At 47.7% G+C, this 21,380-nt stretch carries 16 protein-coding genes; 6 read left to right on the forward strand and 10 right to left on the reverse strand.

Annotated features, from left to right (window positions below):
- The first annotated feature begins 57 nt into the window (after positions 1 to 57).
- Genes ftsY through P2W84_RS04905 form a run of 4 tightly spaced genes read left to right on the forward strand, consistent with a single transcriptional unit; the run spans position 58 to position 5,130 of the window.
- Positions 58 to 1,023 (forward strand): signal recognition particle-docking protein FtsY, encoded by a 966-nt coding sequence (gene ftsY, locus P2W84_RS04890; protein WP_276088985.1) that lies wholly within the window; start codon positions 58 to 60, stop codon positions 1,021 to 1,023.
- A gap of 35 nt (positions 1,024 to 1,058) precedes the next feature.
- Positions 1,059 to 2,393 carry a 30S ribosomal protein S12 methylthiotransferase RimO gene (gene rimO, locus P2W84_RS04895; RefSeq protein ID WP_276088986.1) on the forward strand — a complete coding sequence of 445 codons (1,335 nt, stop codon included), beginning with the start codon at positions 1,059 to 1,061 and terminating at the stop codon, positions 2,391 to 2,393.
- Between the two features lie 47 nt (positions 2,394 to 2,440).
- Positions 2,441 to 4,033: a bacillithiol biosynthesis cysteine-adding enzyme BshC gene (gene bshC, locus P2W84_RS04900; protein ID WP_276088987.1), complete on the forward strand. Its 1,593-nt coding sequence runs from the start codon at positions 2,441 to 2,443 to the stop codon at positions 4,031 to 4,033.
- On the forward strand, positions 4,030 to 5,130 hold the full coding sequence (locus tag P2W84_RS04905; protein ID WP_276088988.1) for an Ldh family oxidoreductase: 1,101 nt from the start codon (positions 4,030 to 4,032) through the stop codon (positions 5,128 to 5,130). Before bshC ends, P2W84_RS04905 begins: the two co-directional genes overlap by 4 nt.
- 63 nt (positions 5,131 to 5,193) lie before the next feature.
- Here P2W84_RS04905 and P2W84_RS04910 read toward each other — a convergent pair whose 3' ends face one another.
- The 8 genes from P2W84_RS04910 to P2W84_RS04945 all read right to left on the reverse strand — a co-directional run bounded on the left by P2W84_RS04910 (position 5,194) and on the right by P2W84_RS04945 (position 15,982).
- Positions 5,194 to 7,092 carry a SusD/RagB family nutrient-binding outer membrane lipoprotein gene (locus tag P2W84_RS04910; protein WP_276088989.1) on the reverse strand — a complete coding sequence of 633 codons (1,899 nt, stop codon included), beginning with the start codon at positions 7,090 to 7,092 and terminating at the stop codon, positions 5,194 to 5,196.
- Between the two features lie 17 nt (positions 7,093 to 7,109).
- Entirely contained in the window at positions 7,110 to 10,244 is a 3,135-nt protein-coding gene (locus P2W84_RS04915) for a SusC/RagA family TonB-linked outer membrane protein (RefSeq protein ID WP_276088990.1), read from the reverse strand.
- Positions 10,245 to 10,301: 57 nt separating this feature from the next.
- The gene (locus P2W84_RS04920) at positions 10,302 to 11,492 is read right to left on the reverse strand and encodes an ROK family protein (protein ID WP_276088991.1); all 1,191 of its coding nucleotides are present in this window, start codon (positions 11,490 to 11,492) and stop codon (positions 10,302 to 10,304) included.
- 175 nt (positions 11,493 to 11,667) lie between these two features.
- On the reverse strand, positions 11,668 to 12,870 hold the full coding sequence (gene lepB, locus P2W84_RS04925; RefSeq protein WP_276088992.1) for a signal peptidase I: 1,203 nt from the start codon (positions 12,868 to 12,870) through the stop codon (positions 11,668 to 11,670).
- Positions 12,871 to 12,876: 6 nt separating this feature from the next.
- Positions 12,877 to 13,620: a 4-hydroxy-tetrahydrodipicolinate reductase gene (gene dapB / locus P2W84_RS04930; protein WP_276088993.1), complete on the reverse strand. Its 744-nt coding sequence runs from the start codon at positions 13,618 to 13,620 to the stop codon at positions 12,877 to 12,879.
- Between the two features lie 2 nt (positions 13,621 to 13,622).
- The gene (locus P2W84_RS04935; RefSeq protein WP_276088994.1) at positions 13,623 to 14,252 is read right to left on the reverse strand and encodes a DUF5683 domain-containing protein; all 630 of its coding nucleotides are present in this window, start codon (positions 14,250 to 14,252) and stop codon (positions 13,623 to 13,625) included.
- Positions 14,252 to 15,169, reverse strand: coding sequence for a ParB/RepB/Spo0J family partition protein (locus tag P2W84_RS04940; RefSeq protein WP_276088995.1), 918 nt, complete (start codon positions 15,167 to 15,169; stop codon positions 14,252 to 14,254). The genes P2W84_RS04935 and P2W84_RS04940 overlap by 1 nt, the downstream gene beginning before the upstream one ends.
- Before the next feature lie 9 nt (positions 15,170 to 15,178).
- Positions 15,179 to 15,982, reverse strand: coding sequence for an AAA family ATPase (locus P2W84_RS04945; RefSeq protein WP_276088996.1), 804 nt, complete (start codon positions 15,980 to 15,982; stop codon positions 15,179 to 15,181).
- Positions 15,983 to 16,155: 173 nt separating this feature from the next.
- On the opposite strand from P2W84_RS04945, the gene P2W84_RS04950 reads away from it, so the two are divergent.
- Entirely contained in the window at positions 16,156 to 16,677 is a 522-nt protein-coding gene (locus P2W84_RS04950; RefSeq protein WP_276088997.1) for an NADPH-dependent FMN reductase, read from the forward strand.
- Here the strand turns inward: P2W84_RS04950 and P2W84_RS04955 are convergent.
- Positions 16,664 to 17,113, reverse strand: coding sequence for a hypothetical protein (locus P2W84_RS04955; protein WP_276088998.1), 450 nt, complete (start codon positions 17,111 to 17,113; stop codon positions 16,664 to 16,666). The genes P2W84_RS04950 and P2W84_RS04955 overlap by 14 nt on opposite strands.
- A gap of 54 nt (positions 17,114 to 17,167) precedes the next feature.
- On the opposite strand from P2W84_RS04955, the gene P2W84_RS04960 reads away from it, so the two are divergent.
- Entirely contained in the window at positions 17,168 to 18,808 is a 1,641-nt protein-coding gene (locus tag P2W84_RS04960) for an ABC transporter substrate-binding protein (RefSeq protein WP_276088999.1), read from the forward strand.
- A gap of 21 nt (positions 18,809 to 18,829) precedes the next feature.
- Here P2W84_RS04960 and P2W84_RS04965 read toward each other — a convergent pair whose 3' ends face one another.
- Entirely contained in the window at positions 18,830 to 21,259 is a 2,430-nt protein-coding gene (locus tag P2W84_RS04965; RefSeq protein WP_276089000.1) for a TonB-dependent receptor, read from the reverse strand.
- Positions 21,260 to 21,380: the final 121 nt, after the last annotated feature.

Raw genomic sequence — 21,380 nt, forward strand, 5'->3', positions numbered from 1 at the left:
AACGCATTAAAGCCGTCCCTCACTCCGGGAGGGCTTTTTTTGTTTGTTATAGCTGCTATGGGCTTATTCGATTTTTTTAAAAAGAAGGAAACTGCACCTGAGGCACAGGTTGCGCTGGATAAAGGACTGGAAAAGACCAAGGAAGGTTTTTTCAGTAAGATCACCAAAGCCGTAGCAGGTAAGTCTACGGTTGACGACGATGTACTGGATAATCTCGAAGAGGTATTGGTAACTTCAGATGTAGGAGTAACAACTACCCTGAAGATCATTGACCGTATCCAGGCACGTGTAGCCAGGGACAAATACCTGTCTACTTCTGAACTGAATGGCCTGCTGCGTGATGAAATCCAGCAGTTACTGGCCGAGAACAACAGCAATGACTTCCGGAACTTTGAATATGGCGGTGCGCACAAACCCTATGTAATCATGGTAGTGGGCGTGAACGGGGTAGGCAAAACGACGACCATCGGCAAACTGGCACACAAGCTGAAGGCAGAAAACCTAAAAGTGGTTTTAGGTGCGGCAGATACCTTCAGGGCTGCTGCAGTTGATCAGATCAAGCTTTGGGGTGAACGTGTGGGCACCCGTGTCGTGGCCCAGGCCATGGGTTCAGACCCAGCATCTGTAGCTTTTGACACGTTGCAATCGGCTGTGGCCAACGGCGAGGATGTGGCGATCATTGATACTGCCGGACGCCTGCATAATAAGGTAGGATTGATGAACGAACTGGGCAAGATCAAGAAGGTGATGGAAAAGGTGGTGCCTGGTGCGCCGCATGAAATCCTGCTGGTACTGGACGGCTCTACCGGGCAAAACGCTTTTGAACAGTGCAGGCAGTTTACGGAGGCGACCGATGTGAATGCACTGGCCATTACTAAACTGGACGGCACGGCGAAAGGCGGCGTGGTGATCGGCATATCTGATCAGTTCAGGATTCCAGTTAAATATATCGGAGTTGGCGAAGGAGTGAATGATTTACAGCTGTTCGACAAAAAGAATTTTGTAGAAAGCTTGTTTAAATAAGGATTGGTGACGAAGGATCGTCAAAATAAAAATACATGAATACGAAGACCTTACCGGGCAAAACTACTGTGAAACAACCCAAGATCAACGTGATCACGCTTGGTTGCTCAAAAAACCTATACGATTCAGAAGTACTGATGGGCCAGCTTAAGGGCAACAGCATGAACGTTGTCCACGAAGCAGATAAGGTGGGGAAGGATGACATCGTAGTGATCAACACCTGTGGTTTCATCGATAATGCCAAGCAGGAATCTATTGATACGATCCTGCAGTACAGCCAGCTGAAGGAAGCCGGAAAAGTAGGAAAAGTCATCGTAACAGGCTGCTTATCTGAACGCTATAAGCCTGATCTTGAGGCGGAGATCACCAATGTGGATGCTTATTTCGGAACCAATGACCTGAATAATATCTTACATGAGCTGGGTGCGAACTACCGTCATGAACTGATCGGTGAACGTTTGCTGACTACGCCATCGCATTTTGCATACTTTAAGATTGCCGAGGGTTGCAACCGGCCCTGTTCCTTCTGTGCCATCCCCCTGATGCGTGGCAAGCATTTGTCCAGAGATATAAATGACTTGGTTACAGAAGCCAAGATACTGGCCGCTGGCGGCACTAAAGAACTTATTCTGATTGCACAGGATCTGACTTATTATGGGCTGGATATGTACGGTAAGCGGAATCTTGATGAGCTGTTACGAAGATTGTCTGATGTAAACGGCATCGAATGGATCAGGCTGCAATATGCTTATCCTTCCGGATTCCCAATGGAAATCCTGGACGTAATGAATGAAAGACAAAACATTTGCAAATACCTGGACATGCCTTTGCAGCACATTACAGACAACATGCTGAAATCCATGCGCAGGGGCATTACCAAACAAAAGACCACAGATCTGGTGAGCCAGATCAGGGATAAGGTTCCGGATATCGCCATGCGTACAACGCTGATCTGCGGCTATCCCGGAGAGACTAAAGCTGACTTTGAGGAGATGGCACAGTGGGTAGAGGATACCCGCTTTGACCGGCTAGGTTGCTTTACTTATTCCCATGAGGAAAAGACGCATGCGTATACGTTGTCAGATGACGTACCGGAAGAGGTGAAGCAGGAACGTGTGGATGCGATCATGGAGATACAGCAAGGCATATCTTATGAGATTAATCAGAAAAAGGTAGGCCAAAGCTATAAAGTGCTGGTGGACCGTAAGGAAGGTGATTATTTTGTTGGCCGTACGGAATTTGATTCGCCGGAAGTGGATAATGAGGTACTGATTGACGCAAAAACGGGTTATGCAGCGATAGGTAGCTTCGTTCAGGTGAAGGTAGACCGTGCCGAAGATTTTGACCTCTATGGCCATATTGTAAAATAAACCTGCCGGCATGGATGAATTGTCTGAATTAATTTAAATTCGTGCCGATGCAAGCCAAATACATTTCGTACCGGGACACTAATGCGTTTTCTTCAGTAGTGCTGGACTACCTGGACCGCAAACCAGAGCTAACCGATTTTTACCGCTATACACCTGATAACGCTGGTCTTTCTGAGGCCATTGTCAAAAGAAACTTCAGAGGTAGCCGGGAATTGCTGGTACGCATGTTAAAAAAGCAATACCTTCCAGAACGGGAAATATTGCCAGCGGTAAGCAGCAATATTGCGTCGCTGGCCGATGACCGGACCTTTACGGTAACAACCGGGCACCAGCTGAATATCTTTACCGGGCCGCTCTATTTTATTTATAAGATCGTCACTGCGATCAACCTGGCGGCACAGTTGAAACGGGAACATCCGGAATACAACTTTGTTCCTGTTTACTGGATGGCAACGGAAGACCACGACTTTGAAGAGATCAACCATTTGCAAATAGAAGACCGTAAGCTGACCTGGAACAAGAGTCAGGCAAAAGGTGCTACCGGCAGAATGGGTACAGCTGACATTGAAGAAGTACTGACCGCCTACAAAGGCTTTCTGGGTATCGGAGAAAACGGGTTGAAACTGGCCGAAATAGTAGAAAAGGCTTATGCACTCCACCGGAAATTAAGCGATGCAACACGTTCGCTGGTGAATGCCCTGTTTGGTAAGTATGGTTTGGTCTGCTTAGATGCGGATGAGTCTGAACTGAAACAGCAGTTTGCTGAGGTGGTTTTTCAGGACATTACCGGAGAACATAGTTTTAGAAATATCAGCCGCAGCAATGAAGCGCTGGAGGAACTGGGCTACAAACCACAGGTAAACCCTAGGGAGATCAATTTCTTTTATATGCTGGATGAGCTTCGTGAGCGCATCGTGCGGGAAGGAGAATTGTTCAAAGTGGTGAATACGGAGATCAGCTTTACAGCAGCTGAATTGCGCGAAGAGCTGAATAAGCACCCGGAACGCTTCAGCCCTAATGTGGTCATGCGGCCCCTGTACCAGGAATTGGTGCTGCCCAATCTGGCTTATATCGGCGGAGGCGCTGAGGTGGTCTACTGGCTGCAGTTAAAAAGCAATTTTGAACATTACGGTGTAGATTTTCCTGTATTGCTGCTGCGCAATTCGGCTTTGGTGATTGACCGCAGGGACGAAACGCGGATGCACCTGATGGGCATTAATTACAAGGATTTGTTTGCTGATACCGAAACGATCAAGAACAATTGGGTCAAAACACATGTACCCTTGCAATTGGCTTTACCCGATGAGCAACTGGCCATCAGCTGGATCTTTGAACAGATCAAGTTAAGCGCCTTCAAGATTGATAAAACGCTTTCCGTAAGTGCGGATACGGCAAAGACCCGGACCCTGAAAATGCTTGAAAACCTGGAAAAGAAAATGCTGCGTGCCGAGAAACGTAAACATACCACCTCGCTTGCACAGATCGAAAAGTTGAAGGAAAGGTTATTTCCCGGTTCGGGCCTGCAGGAACGGGTGGTAAACATTGCCCCTATGTATATCGCTTATGGAGAATCCTTTATCGAAGGTCTCATAGCTACCTTTAAGCCTCTGGACCGCGAATTTACAGTTCTGTTTGCATGATATTTCTAACCTTTACCGAGACTGAACTGCGCCGTTTTACGGAAGCTGTTTTTACGGCAATAGGCTGCGGTGCCGGGCACGCAGCACTGGCTGCTGATGTATTGCTGAAATCTGACCTCCGCGGTATCGACTCTCACGGAGTAGCCCGGCTAAGCGGCTACGTGCGGCTCTGGGAAAAAAAACGCATTAACGCGCAACCCGACATCCGTATTGTACATGAGACACTCACCACAGCGACCATTGACGGTGATGCAGGGTTGGGACTGATCGTAGCCCCTTTTGCAATGAAAGTAGCCATTGAAAAGGCCAAGACCTATGGAAGCGGATGGATATCGGTCAAAAATTCAAATCATTTCGGCATTGCAGGCTATCACGCATTAATGGCTGTGGAACAGGATATGGTGGGCATCAGCATGACCAACGCCAGTCCGCTGGTCGCGCCCACTTATGCCAATGAGCGTCTGCTGGGCACCAACCCAATGTGTTACGCTTTTCCGGCCGGCACCTATCCTCCGGTGGTGGTGGACATGGCCACTGCTGCTGCGGCTAACGGGAAACTGGAGATTGCGCAGCGCTCCGGTTCAGAGATACCTGAAGGCTGGGTACAAGATGCATCCGGCCTGTCTGCGACCGATCCGCATGAGTTGAAAAAAGGTGGGTCTCTCCTGCCGCTGGGTAGTGACAAGGAACATGGCAGCCATAAGGGGTATGGGTTGGGAGCTGCGGTAGATATCCTGTCTGCAGTGCTTTCGGGCGCGAATTATGGGCCCTGGGTACCTCCTTTCGTGGCTTTCCTGGAACCTGCCTCCGACCCGGTAGGTGAAGGTATTGGCCATTTTCTGGGTGCGATGCGGGTAGATGGGTTCAGACCTGTGGAAGATTTCAAGAGCCATATGGATACCTGGATACGGCGGTTTAAGTCTGCGAAGACAGTAGAACCTGGACAGCAGGTAGTAATCCCCGGAGAACCGGAATACGAAGCGGAAGCTCAGCGTCGGCAAAACGGCATTCCACTGATAGACATAGTGGTCAGAGACCTGAATGAACTGGCGGAGAAACTGGGGATAGAGCGGTTGAGCGCGCGAGAAATTTCATAAAATAAACAAGGGCTGTCCTCATCGGACAGCCCTTGTTCTACCAGCAGGTACTGATGCGCTTTTCTATTTCTGAGCCCACCAGAGGGGGGTCAGGATGGCGTCCGCACCATTGAGTGCCGACACCGCTTGTGCGTATCCTTTGCTGTTTGTATTTTGCAGGCTTGAAGGATACTTTAAACGTTGTGGCAGAAACTTCACGCTTGCCGTATTTACAGTAGATTCCGTAAGACCGGGAAGTGTATTAATGCTTTGCTCCACTACCGGGTTCTCAAAGAAAGGCAATCCAAGTCTGCGGTGATCGTTCCAGGTTTCCAATGGCAACCATGGGGTTTGTGCAATGAACTTCTGGGTAATGATCTTGGTCAGCTGGTCGTTGCGAACAGTCCCGTTCTTATAAAGATCATTTTTCGGATAGTTAACCGTCAGAGAACCTGCAGTGCCGGTCATACCATCTTCATAATTCATTAAACGTGGCCCCGGTTCTGTAGTATGTGTCCAGCTTACTGATGTACCGACTTTATTATAGTCTGTTGAAGTCAGGTAGCTCCCCAGTGAAAGTCCCCAGTATTCAAAACTCTTGGTAATGCCTGTCTCATAAGCTGTCTGTGCGCTGACAGGACTGTTCCAGTTACGTACCGCGGCTTCAGCAAGCAAGAAGTAAGTTTCCCAGGCACCGAAGAAAAGTCTTTTCTGGGTACTGTTCCTGAACTGCATATTGATGCGTGGCATGGTACCTCCATAGTTTAAAGGCTCATTCAAGGCGTCCTTGACACCCCAATTGCCATCTGTTCTTGTATTCCAGGTATATTTCGCATCGATTGCTTTGGCGACCGATCCATCTGCATTTTTCAGGTTGCGAACAGTAACGATATCGTAATTGCCGTTTTGCTTCGGATAATTAGCGTTCGTCACATCTCCGGGAATACTGAACAGCAGATAAGCGCGCGGATCTATCGCATAAGGCAGGCCGTTAAACCAGTATCCGGCAGAAGGGTCGTTGGTTTTAGTACTGAACTGGTCCGGATAGCGTTGTCCCAGCCAGTTTGCCGGTTTGACGTATGCAGCCAGGTCAGGACGCAGGTCGGCAGATTTGATACCGCCCAGTCCGGTGAACAAGTTATTTAAGGTTGAAGACAGTGGCTGTGTGTCCCATGAGCGGCTCATTACACCGGTCAGGGCATCCCATCCATCTTTTTCCTGTACCTGGAAATTGTCGGTATTATCAGTGATAAAGTCATTTGTCGCTGCTGCAGCCTCAAATTCGGTTTTCGCCTTACCGGCATCGACCTCGGAAAGCCTCATAGATAAACGCAAACGCAGTGAATTGGCATACTTACGCCATTTTGCATAATTATACTGATATGCGGGATCGAGTTTTTTAAGATTTTCATCTGGAAGCATAGAAATATCAAGTTTCGAGCTTGCGTCCTTCAGTTCGTCCAGTATGTAGTAGTAAACAGTTTTTACATCACTAAAATCCGGGTTAATTCCTTCGAACCCCTTGACAGGGATCGGACCAAAGTTATCAGACATTTCACTCATCAGATAAGCCCTCCAGATACGGGCGACCTGGATAAGGTTGGGCGTGTAAGTCTTTGCCGTTCCAGCGGCGATCTGCTTCTCGCCGATCTGAATGGCAGTGTTGGCCATGTTGAGCCAGCCAGATACCTGGTCATAATAGGCACCGATCCAGCCATCATTATAAGAACCTACAGAAATGACGCCTCCGTCGTAGTCAGCGGCCTGGTGGCCTGCCGGCTTCCAGTAAAGTACGAAGGAACGTTCTGCAACATCCGGATTCATCTGGGCTGAGATAATGGAGTTGTTCAGGAAGTATTCGACTTGCACCTGATCTTCATTGGCCTTCAAAGGGTCTACAGTCAGTTCATCGAATTTCTTACATGAGGCCAGCGCTACCGTTGCAGCAAGCAGGACACATGATTTTTTGAATATATTTTTCATCTTAACAGTGAATAAGATTAAAAGCCTAAAGTTAAATTGAACAGGAAGGTACGGGTAGTAGGCGCACTTGAGTTTTCAAAGCCTGTAGCATTTCCGCCCACGGCATATACTGACTCTGGGTCAAGTCCGTTCATGTGGCTGGTGATCAGCCATACGTTATTGCAGGATACGCCAATTTTTGCACGCTGGATCGGTGTGCGGGCGAGAAACTTCGGAGATAGGTTATAACTCAGGTTAACATTTCTCAGACGGATATTAGTCGCGTCATACAGGTTGGCTTCGGTAATCCCCTGATTATTGGCACCTGCAACCGTTTGCCAGTATCTTTGCGGAGAAACAGCAGTAGTATTTTTCTCATAGGCGCCGGTTGTCGTATTCAAAATATAACCGTCTACCACAAAATTGTCCCTGGCGCCATTGACCACAGTCTTGCTGGAAGTTCCGTCAGACTGCATCGAAGCCAGCGTACCGGAAAAGATCTTTCCTCCGAAACGACCGTCGACTAGGAAGGACAAGTTGAAACCCTTATAGGTAAAGGTATTCGTAATCCCCGCAAGTGCATTGGCCTGCTGATTGCCTAATCGTGAGCGGTCGGAAGACACCATGGGTAAACCATCTGAATTCAGGAGGATCTGTCCCGCATGTTCTCCGCTGGGTACGCGTTGGAAAGTAGTACCGTAGATTTCACCGTAACGTTGTCCGACTTTTGCATTTACCTGTACGTCATCAAATCCGCCCAAAGGATAAATATCCAGGTCGTCCGTAAGGTATTCCAGCGTGTTGTTGTTGCGGGAGAAATTTGCGGAAGCATGCCAGCCAAAGGCATTTTCGTTACGCAGGATATCAGCATCCAGTACCAGCTCGATACCTTTGTTCTGGATGTTTCCTGCATTAATGATCTTACGTTTGTAACCGCTGAGGGGGTCGAGTGAAATCTCAATCAGCTGATTGGTCGCATTTGATTTGTAAAGTGACACGTCCAGTCCCAGGCGGCTGTTGAGGAACCTGAATTCTGCACCAACCTCATAATTCTTGATCAACTCGTTAACGACATCGGGATTGAACAATATATCATTACGTCCGGCAGTAGTATTGCCATTAGGATCTTTACCGATCTGGTAGGTGTTGTACAACCTGTAAGGGTCCATATCGTTACCCACTGTGGCGAAAGAAGCCCTTACCTTACCATAGGTAAACCATGAAGGCAGTGTCTTGCCCATCCGTGTCAGCATTTCGCTGAATACGTAAGAGGCGCTCACTGAAGGATACAGGTATGAACGGTTGCCTGCGGCAAGTGCCGAGCTCCAGTCATTCCTCAGTGTACCGTCGAGGAACAGGTAACCATCCCAGTTTATCTGCAAGGTACCGTAAACGGAGTTAATTTTTTTATTGGCAGACACCTGCGAAACGGTAGGATTATTCTTCCCGTTGTTCAGCAGGAACAGATCGGGTACGACAAGTTCTCCGGAGTTTGCGCCCAGAATGTTGTTTTTCTGGTTCATCAGGTTGCCACCCAAGCTAAATGCACCGCCAAGTTTATCAATCAGGTTGTCTTTACGACCGGAAAGTAAAGCACTGAAGTTAGTTTCGGTAAAAGTTTGTTTGCTCAAACTGTAGGAACCGTTTGGAGTTGCGCGGCCACCTGAATAAAGCTTGCCTTCAACTGTAGTAGTATAGTTATCCACTCCGCCTTTCACTTCTGCATCCAGCCAGCTATTGAATTTATATTTCAAAGACCCCGTCATGATATAGCGATTACGTACATCGCTGTTCAGGTTGTTGTCCTTTGCCCAATAGGGATTATAGGTGTTGCCAGTAGGCTGATACCAGATCATCTTGCCGTCGGCATCGGTCGTATTTTTAAGCTGGGTAATATCAACAGACCTTGGCAGTGAATATAACGTCGCGAATACGTTGTTGATGTTTGCGCCATTGTTCGGCCTATTCTCCGCCAGGGAATTATTGAACTGGATCTTCGTATCTGTAGTCCAGCGGTCATCTTTACCAAATGTAGTTATTGCCCTGGCCATCAGGTTATTCCTGTGCAAAGAGGTGCCGGGGATAATGCTTTTATCGTCCAGTCGGTTATATGAGGTGTACACTGACGTCTTGCCTAACATCTGCTGAAAGTTTACACTCTGGTTTGAGGTAATGCCTTGTTCCGCATAGTTGCCAATGTTGTCATAAGTTCGGAGGCCTAGTTGCTGGCCATCCCAGCTTTCCAGCACCTGGCCTTCTGCCTTCGGCCCCCAGCTCAGTGAAGAGGTTTTCTCGAAAGCACCGTTGGTACCCTGTCCAAATAAATCCTGGGTTTTAGGTGTCGTAAAGATACGCTCCAAGCCGACAGTAGAAGAAATGGTGATGCCCAGGCCTTTCTGTGCCTTTCCACTCTTTGTGGTGATCATGATGACACCATTACCTGCTCTGGAGCCATATAATGCAGCCGCTGAAGGCCCCTTTAGTATAGATACACTTTCGATATCATCGGGATTGATGTCTCCCAGGCCATTACCCATATCTGTAGCAGGGTTGTAATAGTCGTTGTTTAACTGACCGTTAGTCGTATTGATCGCTCCCGTAAAGTTCGAAATCGGTACTCCGTCCACAACAATCAGTGGTTGGTTATCGCCGGTCAGCGAGTTGTTGCCCCTTAGGGTAATCCTGGAAGAACCTGCAGGACCGTTGCTTGATCTGGTGATCTGCAAACCCGCTACCTTACCGGAAAGCGCATTTACGAGGTTAGGCTCACGCGCCTCGGACAGCGTCTCACCCTTTACCTCCTGCACAGCGTAGCCCAGTGACTTTTTCTCCCTTTTGATACCAAGTGCCGTCACTACTACCTCCCCTAACTGGTTGGCGTCGTCTTCCAGCGTAACATTTATAGTCGAGGATTCGCCTACGGTAACTTCCTTGGCAGCCAGGCCGATAGACGTGAAAGTAAGTACTGAACCGGGCTTTACGGAAAGACTGAATTTCCCGCTTGCATCTGTGGAAGTCCCGTTGCGCGTGCCTTTTTCGGTCACGCTGACCCCGGGTATCGGCTGCCCCGCCTTTTCTGTCACCGTGCCGGTAACAGTTTTTTGTGCATAAGCGGTTACTGCCATCAATGTAAATAGCATAACGCCCAAACACCTAAAATAGATCTGTTTCATTTTTTTGATGATTAAGTGGTTAACGGTTAGTTCTGATAATTATTTAGGTTATGATGATTATTTATAATGGCAATGTTCCATCACGAGAATGGCCGCCCCAAGCAATTCAGATTCTGAAGCCAGTGCAGATATCCTGATCTCAGTGTCTTCCGCCAGTCTTGGAATACAAAACTCATGTATTGCCTGGTCAACCGGGGCCATCAGTATCCTCCCTGCCCTGGCACCTCTGCCACTCAGTATGATCTGTTTTGGATTAATGATATGGATAAGCGTCGCGATACCCTTTCCAACCAGGAAAGCAGCCTCTGAAAGCAAGGACACAGCCAGCGGATCTCCAGCTTTTGCAGCATCCAGTAAATGGTCTCCCGGAAGCTTGGTGTCATCCCTGAAAAGGTGCTCCATGCTGGAACTGGTTCCCTGAGCCATTTTCTCTTTTGCCCGTTCTACCAGCACCAGCAGCGATGCATCCACTTCAAGACATCCCCGCTTTCCGCATGAGCATAGTTTATTGCTTTGTGATAAGGGAATGTGACTGAATTCTCCGGCCAGGCCGCTATGACCGCGAAACAGCTGCCCATGAATGATCATACCCAGGCCAATTCCCCATCCTATATTGACCACCAGGACGTCTTTCTGCCCTTTGCCCACGCCAAATTTGTGCTCCGCAAGTGCGATGACCGTCGAATCGTTGTCGATAAATACCGGTAAGCCGATCTCCTTGTTCAGATGGTCACGAAGACTCACGTCCTCCCCTGTTTTAAAGAACGTATGGTTAATACCCTTTTCGGTATCCATAAATCCAGGCATACCGATACCCACTCCCAGAAAAGACTCTTTTGCAATACCAGATGAAGCAATATGCTGGTTTATGAAACGGACAAGTTGCTGAAGTGCATCCTTATCTTCAGCCAGCTTCAGGCTGATCATTTTCACAGGTGCCTGAGCCTGGTTGAACTGATCGTAAATAACAATCTGAACCGCAAGCTGGTCTACGGCGACAGCTACAATGTAGCGCTTTTGCTCCGAATTCAGCAAAAAAGCTACAGGCCTTCTTCCACCAGTGGAAGGTGCCAGGCCATGTTCAACGACAAATCCCTCTGCCGACAGGTCATTTACTATACTGGTTACCAGCGGCAGGCTTTTTCTGCAAAGCACACTTAGCTCTGTCAGTGTAAGCATCTTATGATAATAAAGCTGTCTGATGACATCCTTTCTGAGTTCCCGGTTTTTTTGGCGTATGACGGTCAAAGTGTAAAATTTGGTTGATCAAACTTAATTATATTTTTATAAAAACTTATTAACTTTTTAATTTTTTTTAAAAGTAACATCCACTTTACAAAGAACATCTGAAACTGGCAAAAAAAAAGAGGCTGTCCTGATTAGGACAACCTCTCAATACCTTTTAGGTAAAGCTTCTTCGGGATTAGTGAATACCTTTAAGCAGCCGGCTCCACCTGATCTTACTGAAGAATGATCCGTTCGTATCAAAGCTCATCCAGATGAATAATGCCTTGCCTACAATATGGTCCTCTGGTACAAAGCCCCAGTATCTGGAATCCAGTGAGTTATGCCGGTTATCGCCCATCATCCAATAATAATCCATCTGGAAAGTATAAGCTGTGGCAGGCTTCCCGTTAATGAGCCATCCATTACCCGATCTCTCCAGCTTATTGCCTTCGTAAATGCGGATACATCGCTCATATAACGGCATTGTGGCACTGTCAAGTCTCACTGTCCAGCCCTTTTTCGGAATGATGATCGGCCCAAAGTTATCTACGTTCCAGGACCTGCTGACATCAAACGGAAAAATATCCGGATCGGCTTCTCCCGCCGGCCTGTAAAGAGGATGGACCGATTTCACAAAATCCATTTTTCCGACCTTATCCATCATCTCTTCTGTCCCGTTGAATGAAAACATCGTTGGGGACAACTGATTAATGTCTTCCTGCATATTAAAACCAAGGTCCTCAAATGCACCAAAGTTTATATCCGTAGTCTTGAACTCTACCTGATAAGTGAAGTTACCCGTGGCTTTGAGCTTTTCAGGCTTACCGTTTACAGAGACCAGGCCCGCCGTCATACTCACCGTATCTCCGGGAATACCTATACACCGCTTAATATAATTTTCGCGTTTATCCACAGGACGGCTGATGACGGTATAGTTGGAATTAACCGCTCCCCAGCCGGCGTGTCTTACCAGCTGATAATAATCTGCATCCTGCTGTTCCAGTGCAACAGTGTCGCCCTGAGGGTAGTTGAAGACAACAACATCATTGTTTTTGATCTGTGACAGCCCGGGAAGCCGCCGGTATTTCCATTGCACGCCGTCCCAATACGCCTTAGTACCCGTAACCGGCATGGTATGATGTGCAAACGGAAACGCTATGGGAGTCATGGGTACACGAGCGCCGTAATTTACCTTACTTACGAAAAGGAAATCACCAATGAGCAGCGAACGCTCCATAGAACCTGTGGGGATGGTGTATGCCTCTATAAAGAACACCCGGATCACAGTAGCGGCAACTACTGCAAAAATGATCGCATCTACCCATTCACGGCTTTTGCTCTTTTTCTTTTCAGGCGCTTTGCCGTTGCCCTTGTCCTTTTTCCAAAACTTCCAATTCATCTTTAATTATTTAAAATTAAATATATCAGTAATGTTGTAAAAACCCTGCCTCTTTTCCAGCCATTCGGCTGCAAACACGGCACCGAGCGCAAAGCCCGAACGGTTATGTGCCGTATGCTTAAACTCAATCTCATCGACCTCGGAACTGTAAAGCACCGTATGCGTACCCGGAATATTCTCCATACGAAGCGATTCGATCAGCAACTGCTCCTTTTTCAGCACCTCTTCTTCCGCAGGCGTCCCGGCCAGCACATTTACCCATTCGCTCTTCCTGTCTACATTGGCAATGATATCTTCTGCGATCGTCATCGCCGTGCCACTCGGTGAGTCCAGCTTCTGCGTGTGATGGATCTCTTCGACCTGCACCTCATAGGCTGGGTAGTCGTTCATCAGCTTTGCAAGTATCCTGTTCACATGAAAGAATATATTCACCCCGATACTGAAGTTAGACCCGTACAACAGCGCATTGTTACTAAGCAGGCATTCATTCTTTACCTCCTGTAAACGGCCATACCAGCCGGTAGTGCCGACCACAATAGGCAGATTAGCCTCAAAACAAGCATATATATTCTCAACTGCCGAGTCAGGCGTACTGAAATCGATAGCTACATCAGCCTTCCTCAGGTTACTTTCAGTCAGGTCCTCCCGGTTATCGATATTGATCTTCAATACAATTTCATGCCCTCTTTCCAGAGCAATGCGCTCAATGATCTGGCCCATTTTACCATAGCCAAGCAATACAATCTTCATATTTAAAATTTAAGGGTAAGTTTAATGCCCGGAACGGGCTGGTTATAACCGTACATCATATCCGTGCGCACCAGCCCCGGTGTCACCTTAATGCTTGCGATATCGTCTACATTGAAATATTTAAGGCGGGCGTCTATATAAGCCTCAATAATATTAATCAGATATATACCCACATAGGAGAAGATAATCACCTCCTTGTTCCGCTCAAAGGTATCTTTAGCCCGGATCAGGCCATCGTCCTGGCGGTTTGCCAAAGGTCCAGGGCTCGCCTCGCCATGCTGTGCCCGGTACTTTAACTCATCTAATACCAGATTATAATTCCTGTTGTTGTCAATATAGGAAAGGGTAAGGAGAGTAGCTCCCGTATAAATCGCTGCAACCTTGGCCAGGCGATAAACAGTTACCCCATTGCCAAGCTGGCCCATGCCCGGCAGGATCATCGACCTGAAGGCCGCCCGTCTTCCCGCAATCTTACCGGGATTAACATAAGCGGGACGCTTCTTTACCGTATCCGCAGTCTTAACCACTACTGCATCTTTGGCAATTGAATCCTTTGGAACGGTCACCACTTCCTGCGCCTTTAAGCCAAAGACGCTAAGTACCAACACTACCGATAGCAAAAAGCCGCGCATTACCAGTCCAATAGTCCTAAGATACGGTTCAGGTCCTCTTCAGATACGAAAGGAATCTCTATGGCACCTTTCCCGTTTTCATTGACTTTCAGTTTTACTCTGGTCGCAAATTTGGCTGTAAGGTCACGCTGCAGCTTCTGAACTTCAAAGGCAGGGCCTTGCACTTCTTTTCTGCGGGCAGGCTTCAACTCGACGCTGTTGATACTTCGTACCAGCTCCTCTACCTTACGTACCGACAAACCCTTTTCTATGATCTCATCGTGGATATAGAGTTGCTTATCCGGCTGGTCCACATTGATCAGCGCGCGGGCATGCCCCATGGAGATTTTACCGTCCCGTATAGATACCTGTATCACCGGAGGTAATTTTAAAAGACGAAGATAATTGGTCACTGTAGTGCGGTTCTTGCCTACACGCTCCCCGAGTTGCTCCTGCTTCAGACTGCACTCATCGATCATCCGCTGAAAACTCAGCGCCACTTCAATCGCGTTCAGGTTTTCCCGCTGTATGTTCTCGATCAGTGCCATTTCCAGCATCTGCTGGTCGTCCGCCATGCGGATATACGCCGGGATCCGCGTCAACCCGGCCAGCTTAGAGGCCCTTAATCTGCGTTCACCCGAGATCAGCTGATACTTTCCATCTGTATGTTTTCTAACGGTGATCGGCTGTATCAGTCCCTGCACCTTAATGGATTCCGACAGCTCGTTAAGCGCAACCTGGTCAAACTCTGTCCTTGGCTGGAATGGGTTCGTCTGAACGTCACTGATATTGACCTCTCCGATCACATTGCCTGCAGACTCCTTCTTTATCTCGGCAGCCGGTACGGCCCCGTTCTTCGGCTGGTTTACGGCATCAGAGTCATCCAGTAGCGCGCTCAATCCCTTACCCAAACCTGTTTTTCGCTGAAAAGACGTCATTATATCCGATTATATAGTTGCCGTAGTTGAATTTTCTGTCTCCCTTAACATCCCGTTTTTTCCCACGATCTCCCTGGCCAGGTTCAGGTAATTGATAGCGCCCTTACAGTTCGCATCATGCATGATCACCGAAACGCCATAGCTTGGTGCTTCACTCAAACGCGTGTTACGCTGGATGATCGTATCAAATACCAGGTCCTGGAAATGGGTCTTCACCTCTTCCACCACCTGGTTGGAAAGGCGCAGGCGGACATCATACATTGTCAGAAGAATCCCCTCTATTTCCAGCTCAGTATTCAGTCTGGTCTGTACGATTTTGATCGTATTGAGTAGTTTGCCGAGTCCTTCAAGCGCAAAATATTCACATTGTACTGGAATGATCACCGAGTCTGCGGCAGTCAGCGCATTGATGGTAATCAGGCCAAGGGATGGTGAACAGTCAATGATGATGAAATCATACTGGTCCTTCACCTTCTCTAGCACCGCCTTCATCTTATATTCACGGTTACCCAGATTGATCATCTCTATCTCCGCACCCACAAGGTCTATGTGCGCCGGCAGCAGGTCCAGGTTCGGAGTCTCCGTCTTCTGAATTGCATCCTGAGGATCAATGTCATTGATGATACATTCATAGATGCTGTTCTTTATGCTCCTTGGGTCATACCCGATACCCGAAGTAGAGTTGGCCTGCGGATCGGCGTCAACCAATAAAGTCTTGTATTCCAGTACGGCCAGGCTTGCTGCTAGGTTAATGGAAGAAGTTGTTTTACCTACTCCTCCCTTCTGGTTTGCCAGTGCAATAATTTTACTCATCTATCTCTTAAATGTTGTGTTACGGCTTGCTTTATTTTCGCCCCTTATCTGCAAAAAAATGCTATTTTTGCACTTATCCGGGCATATTTTTACGGATAGCTAAGATACAAACTAAAAGGCAAAACTTGTAGGAAAGCAGTAAACCTTTTACACATGTTACTAACAATTACCGCATGGTCACTATTATATCAGGCACCAACAGGCCTTCAAATAATACGCTAAAAGTTGCAGAATATTATCAGCGTATATTGCAACAGAAAGGACTGGAAACAACCCTTTTGAACCTGCAGGTGCTACCCCCTTCCCTTATCGCTTCAGACCTTTATGGCAAACGGAGCGAAGCCTTCCTGCCCATACAGGAAATGGTAGACCGCAGCACGAAGTTCCTCTTTATCATCCCTGAATATAACGGCAGTTTTCCTGGCGTCCTAAAGACCTTTATAGATGCCTGTACCTTCCCCGGAAGTTTCTATGACAAGAAAGCCGCGCTGGTTGGCGTCTCTTCCGGAAAGTATGGGAATATCCGCGGGGTAGACCATTTTGGAGGCGTATGCAGCTACCTGCACCTGCATGTATTGCCCCTGCGCCTGCACATTGCCTCCATTAAGACAGAGCTGGATGAAAACGGAAACTTCTACAAAGAAGACACCCTGAAATTTACCGGCGAACAGATGGATAAATTCATCGCGTTTTAAAATCGGACCAGGTCTTACCTTCGTTACCAAAGACGAACTGTCCCGGATACAGCATCTCTGCCAGGTCCTCCACAGCAGCCACCGTCCCATCGGCCCCGGCCGTTAAACCTTCCCAAAGATAGACCCTGTCATATATTACCGCAGGCCATTCCTCCCGCAGTAAGCTGGGCACCGTTCCCATCAGTTGCAGCAGACCGGCGCCTTCCTCAAGGTATACCACTACCCTCGCCGCCAGCGGATCAGGCTGAAGTTCGGCTCCCACAGCCTCCGCCAGCCACTCCAGCCCATTCACCGGGATATTTCTTGCATCCAGCAAAGCCAGAGGCACCCTTTCCATAAACCTGATCTTGTGCTGTACGATATCTACCCGTTCCTGCAGTTCCTCCATCAATAACTCATCCGGGACCTTATTTATGACCGCACTTAAAAAAGACATAGCGAATTTATTTATTACTTTGTACAAAAGTAACATTCCCGTCCCATGCTCCGAATGATCCGTCCCATTTTTTATCGCATCCTTTGCGGCCTGCTGCTTGCGGTCATTACAGTCACCGCCTGCCGGAACCCACGGAAGGCCGGCAGCAAAAAAACCTTCAGTATGAACCTGGACCAGAACCTGACCTCCATGGACCCTGCCTTTGCCCGCAACCAGAATGCGCTGTGGATGATCAATCAGGTCTTTAACGGTCTTGTACAGATCGACAGCAATCTCCATATCATCCCCTGCGTTGCCAAAAGCTGGGAAATCTCAGAGGACGGCCTCAGCTATACCTTCCATCTGCGCAACGATGTCTATTTTCATGACGACCCGCTGTTTCCCGGAGGCAAAGGAAGGAAAGTCATTGCGAGCGACTTCGCCTATAGCTTTTACCGGTTGATAGACCCCGAAGTTGCATCTTCAGGTGGCTGGATCTTCAGCGACAAAGTGAAAGATCACAGTAGTTTCAGTGCCCCGGACGATACTACTTTCCGCATCAGGCTAAGCAAACCATTTCCGGCATTTATGAACCTCCTGACCACCCAGTATTGTTCCGTTGTACCGAGGGAAGTCGTGGAGCACTACGGAAGAGACTTTCGCAGCCATCCTGTCGGCACGGGCCCTTTCAGGTTCAGATACTGGAAAGAAGATGAAATCCTGGTCCTGCTCAAAAATGAAAACTACTGGGAAAACGAAAATGGGAAAAAGCTGCCCTACCTGGATGCCATCAAGGTAACCTTCATTTCCGACAAGCAAAGCGCTTTTATGAGCTTTCTGAAAAAGGAACTCGATTATTTTGACAAAGTAGACGGCAGTTACCGGGACGACATCCTGACCAAGAGTGGTAAAATGACCAGCAAGTACAAAGGTAAATTCCGGCTGTACAAACGACCCTACCTTTGTACCGAATACATCGGCATCATGGTAGACTCTACCAAAGCAATTACCCGCAACTCGCCGCTCAGGCTTAAAAAAGTCCGTCAAGCTATCAATTATGCCATCGATAAACCCAAGCTGATCAAATACCTGCGCAACGGAATTGGCATTCCTGCCACGGCAGGGTTTGTCCCGCAGGGTATGCCCGGCTTTGACAGTACCGTGGTCAAAGGTTATCATTACAATCCGCAAAAAGCCATGCAGTTATTGAAAGAAGCCGGCTTTCCGGGAGGAAGGAATATGCCTCAGCTCACCCTGAGCACTTCCACCAATTATAAAGACCTGATCGAGTTTGTGCAGGGAGAGCTTGAGGGTATCGGCATAAAGGTGAAGGTAGACGTAAGCCCCAGTTCCAGCCTTCGCGACCTGATGTCCAAAAATGAAGTCAACTTTTTCAGGGGTTCCTGGATTGCAGATTATCCAGACGCTGAGAATTACCTGGCTGTATTCTATTCAAAGAACAAAGTACCCAACGGCCCAAACTATACTGCCTATTATAATAAGGACTTCGACCAGCTGTTTGAACAAAGCTATTATGAAAGGGACGACCGGAAACGTTATCTCCTGTATCAGCAAATGGAGCGCATGATTATCGATTACGCCAACATGGTGCCCATTCTTTATGACCAGTCGGTAACCATGATCCAGAATAACATCAGCGGGCTGAACATTAACCCCCAGAATCTGCTGATCCTGAAAACTGTACAGAAAAAATAAAAAGGGGCCAGGCCCCTTTCTTTATTGTTGCTGGTTACCACCACCCATGCCGCCGCCTACGCCGCCCTGGCCACCTTGTCCTTCTTCTTTCTTCAGGTCGTCGTTCTTTACCGTTTTCTTCTGAGTAAACTTCAGTTTACCAAAATTATAACTGAAGTTCAGGCCGAACGAACGCAATGGATAATGAATGTCCGTACGCTGCGTAGCAGAAGCAGTATTGTTCACCGTTTTAATATTCAGGTCCCGGTTTAGCGGGTTCAGCACATTCAGGCCAATGGTCGCTTTCTTACCCAATATTTCCTTCTTTACTGCACCACCATAAAAATACATCATATCGGTCTTACCCTGGAAAGTACGTCTTGGCGAATTGATCACACCCCAGAGCTCCGTATTCCATCCTCCCGGAAAACCATAAGCCGAACGCAGAAACGCATTATAGTTCAGCAAGGTACCGGTATTTACACCTGTCGAACTGTTATTTACCTCATAGGTATTCAACCCGAAGTTCGCCATTATCGTCCACTTAGGCTTAGGATTATAGGACCCGAATACATTGAAGCCAACAGAAGGGCTTGTACCCACATTTGCATAAGTAGTTAAATTCTTATTGTCCTCAATCGGTCTCATAGCACTTTCAATTACGTCCTGTGTACGCTTGTAAAACACCGAAGCATTGATCACGGAGCCCTTGATGAAGGTAGAATACCCAAGCTCTATATTGTCGGTAAGCTCCGGCTTCAGTTTCGGATTACCTTCCCTCGGGTTAAATACATCGCTCTCATTGCGGAAAGGGTTCAGATAAAACAAGCTGGGACGCTGTACCCTTCTGTTATAGCTTAGCTTTAAGGTACTCATGCCCTTCAGGCTTTGCGAAAGGACCACACTCGGGAACACGTTAAAATAGTCATTGTCAAACGACAGCGTGTTTCCGGCCAGTCCGTCTATCTTTGTATATTCAGTCCTCAAGCCCGCCTTAGCCGTGATTTTCCTGGTCAGTTTAAACCCCAGCACCGTATAGGCTGAAGCTACATCCTGGTTATAGTCAAAATCCTGGGCCGACACATCATAATCCGAATTAATCTTTCTGAAAATACCCTTTGCACCGACCTCAAGTGTAGTCATCTTGTTAAACGGATATACATAATCACTTTGTAAGGTATATTCATTGTTTTTACCGGTATTCGAGCCTAGTATCAGCACATCAGGCACGCCGGAAGCAACGAAGCGGTTTGAAAAATCGCTTGTGTTTCTGCCTGAAGACCATTGTGCGGATACACTGAATTCCTCACCTTCGCGCTTGCTGGTCCTGCGGTAATCCGCCGTCCAGTCCAGGTTCTTGAAGCCCATATCCATATCGCGAATATTCCGGGAGAAATTATCGTTTACCCAGATGTCCGAGCTGCCCGGCCCCCCGTTAGAAAAACTGTTCAGCTTTACGTTAGTCGTGAAATTATTGTAGGCATTCATGTCGTAGTCTAACCCAGCGCTTCCGTTATAGCCTACCCGTGACCACTTTGAAAAACCATCCTGGTTTACAGTACTGGTCACACCGTTCACAATCGACTCGTTAAAGCTGACTACGCTTGAACGCTGGGGGTAGGCATGGTTCACACCTAGATTGGTGGTCAGTGCCAACCTTCCGGTCTTCACATTAAGGTTAAATGCCCCATTATTAGAACGTGTGCCCGCAGATGCATTTACACTGCCGCTTGTACCTTCAGCCGTATTTTTCTTGGTAATGATATTAATAATGCCGCCTGAACCTTCAGCATCATACTTGGCAGATGGGCTGGTAATTACTTCAACGCTCTTGATCTGTTCGGCGGGGATCATTTTCAGCGCGTCCGCCACGCTATTGGCCATCGTGCCCGAAGGTTTACCGTTGATGAGCACCCGAACTGCACTACCTCGCAACTGTACATTACCATCCATATCTACGGAAAGCATTGGCACCTTACGCATCACGTCTGTTGCATCACCTCCTGCATTAGTGATGTCCGCCTCTGCATTGTAGACAACTTTGTCCACTTTATTCTCAATCAGCGCCTTCTGTCCGGTTACAGAAACCTCCTTAAGTGTATTTTCCGTCGGTTTAATATACACAGCGCCCACATTATGGTCTGGCTTTTCCGGTGTGGTTTTCACCATAACCGTCTTTGTCTGATAGCCCATAAACCCTATAAGCATCTTGTATTGGTCCGGAGCTACATTCTGCAGGGAAAGCTTCCCCTTTTCATCGGTTACTCCTCCATTTACAGATTTATTGTCTGAAACTTTAAGCAGCGATACACTTGCATAGTCTACAGGTTTCTTTGTCAGCGAATCCAGTACCACTATCGAAATCTTGCCCGTTACCTTAGGTTTGGCTGGTCCGCCGCCCAGCATATTGAATTGCGCGCCGGCCTGCAGCGTCATTCCCAGCCCCGCGATCAAAAGTAAAAATCGTCTCATAAAAATTAGGTCCTTGTAGTTTGTTAGTCGGCGCAAGTTCGCAAATGTTACGCGCACTGCGGAAGCCGATCAGAAAATTGACCATCGGCTAACGGTGAATGAAGGTATTTTACCGGTGAAA

It is taken from the genome of Pedobacter sp. JY14-1 (assembly GCF_029269825.1).
Taxonomy (GTDB): domain Bacteria; phylum Bacteroidota; class Bacteroidia; order Sphingobacteriales; family Sphingobacteriaceae; genus Pedobacter.

What these genes read in the sequence shown, in the direction of transcription:
- ftsY (WP_276088985.1), top strand. Translation starts at nt 58, where the DNA reads ATGGGCTTATTCGATTTTTTTAAAAAGAAGGAAACTGCACCTGAGGCA.
- rimO (WP_276088986.1), top strand. Translation starts at nt 1,059, where the DNA reads ATGAATACGAAGACCTTACCGGGCAAAACTACTGTGAAACAACCCAAG.
- bshC (WP_276088987.1), top strand. Translation starts at nt 2,441, where the DNA reads ATGCAAGCCAAATACATTTCGTACCGGGACACTAATGCGTTTTCTTCA.
- P2W84_RS04905 (WP_276088988.1), top strand. Translation starts at nt 4,030, where the DNA reads ATGATATTTCTAACCTTTACCGAGACTGAACTGCGCCGTTTTACGGAA.
- P2W84_RS04910 (WP_276088989.1), bottom strand. Translation starts at nt 7,092, where the DNA reads ATGAAAAATATATTCAAAAAATCATGTGTCCTGCTTGCTGCAACGGTA.
- P2W84_RS04915 (WP_276088990.1), bottom strand. Translation starts at nt 10,244, where the DNA reads ATGAAACAGATCTATTTTAGGTGTTTGGGCGTTATGCTATTTACATTG.
- lepB (WP_276088992.1), bottom strand. Translation starts at nt 12,870, where the DNA reads ATGAATTGGAAGTTTTGGAAAAAGGACAAGGGCAACGGCAAAGCGCCT.
- dapB (WP_276088993.1), bottom strand. Translation starts at nt 13,620, where the DNA reads ATGAAGATTGTATTGCTTGGCTATGGTAAAATGGGCCAGATCATTGAG.
- P2W84_RS04935 (WP_276088994.1), bottom strand. Translation starts at nt 14,252, where the DNA reads ATGCGCGGCTTTTTGCTATCGGTAGTGTTGGTACTTAGCGTCTTTGGC.
- P2W84_RS04940 (WP_276088995.1), bottom strand. Translation starts at nt 15,169, where the DNA reads ATGACGTCTTTTCAGCGAAAAACAGGTTTGGGTAAGGGATTGAGCGCG.
- P2W84_RS04945 (WP_276088996.1), bottom strand. Translation starts at nt 15,982, where the DNA reads ATGAGTAAAATTATTGCACTGGCAAACCAGAAGGGAGGAGTAGGTAAA.
- P2W84_RS04950 (WP_276088997.1), top strand. Translation starts at nt 16,156, where the DNA reads ATGGTCACTATTATATCAGGCACCAACAGGCCTTCAAATAATACGCTA.
- P2W84_RS04955 (WP_276088998.1), bottom strand. Translation starts at nt 17,113, where the DNA reads ATGTCTTTTTTAAGTGCGGTCATAAATAAGGTCCCGGATGAGTTATTG.
- P2W84_RS04960 (WP_276088999.1), top strand. Translation starts at nt 17,168, where the DNA reads ATGATCCGTCCCATTTTTTATCGCATCCTTTGCGGCCTGCTGCTTGCG.
- P2W84_RS04965 (WP_276089000.1), bottom strand. Translation starts at nt 21,259, where the DNA reads ATGAGACGATTTTTACTTTTGATCGCGGGGCTGGGAATGACGCTGCAG.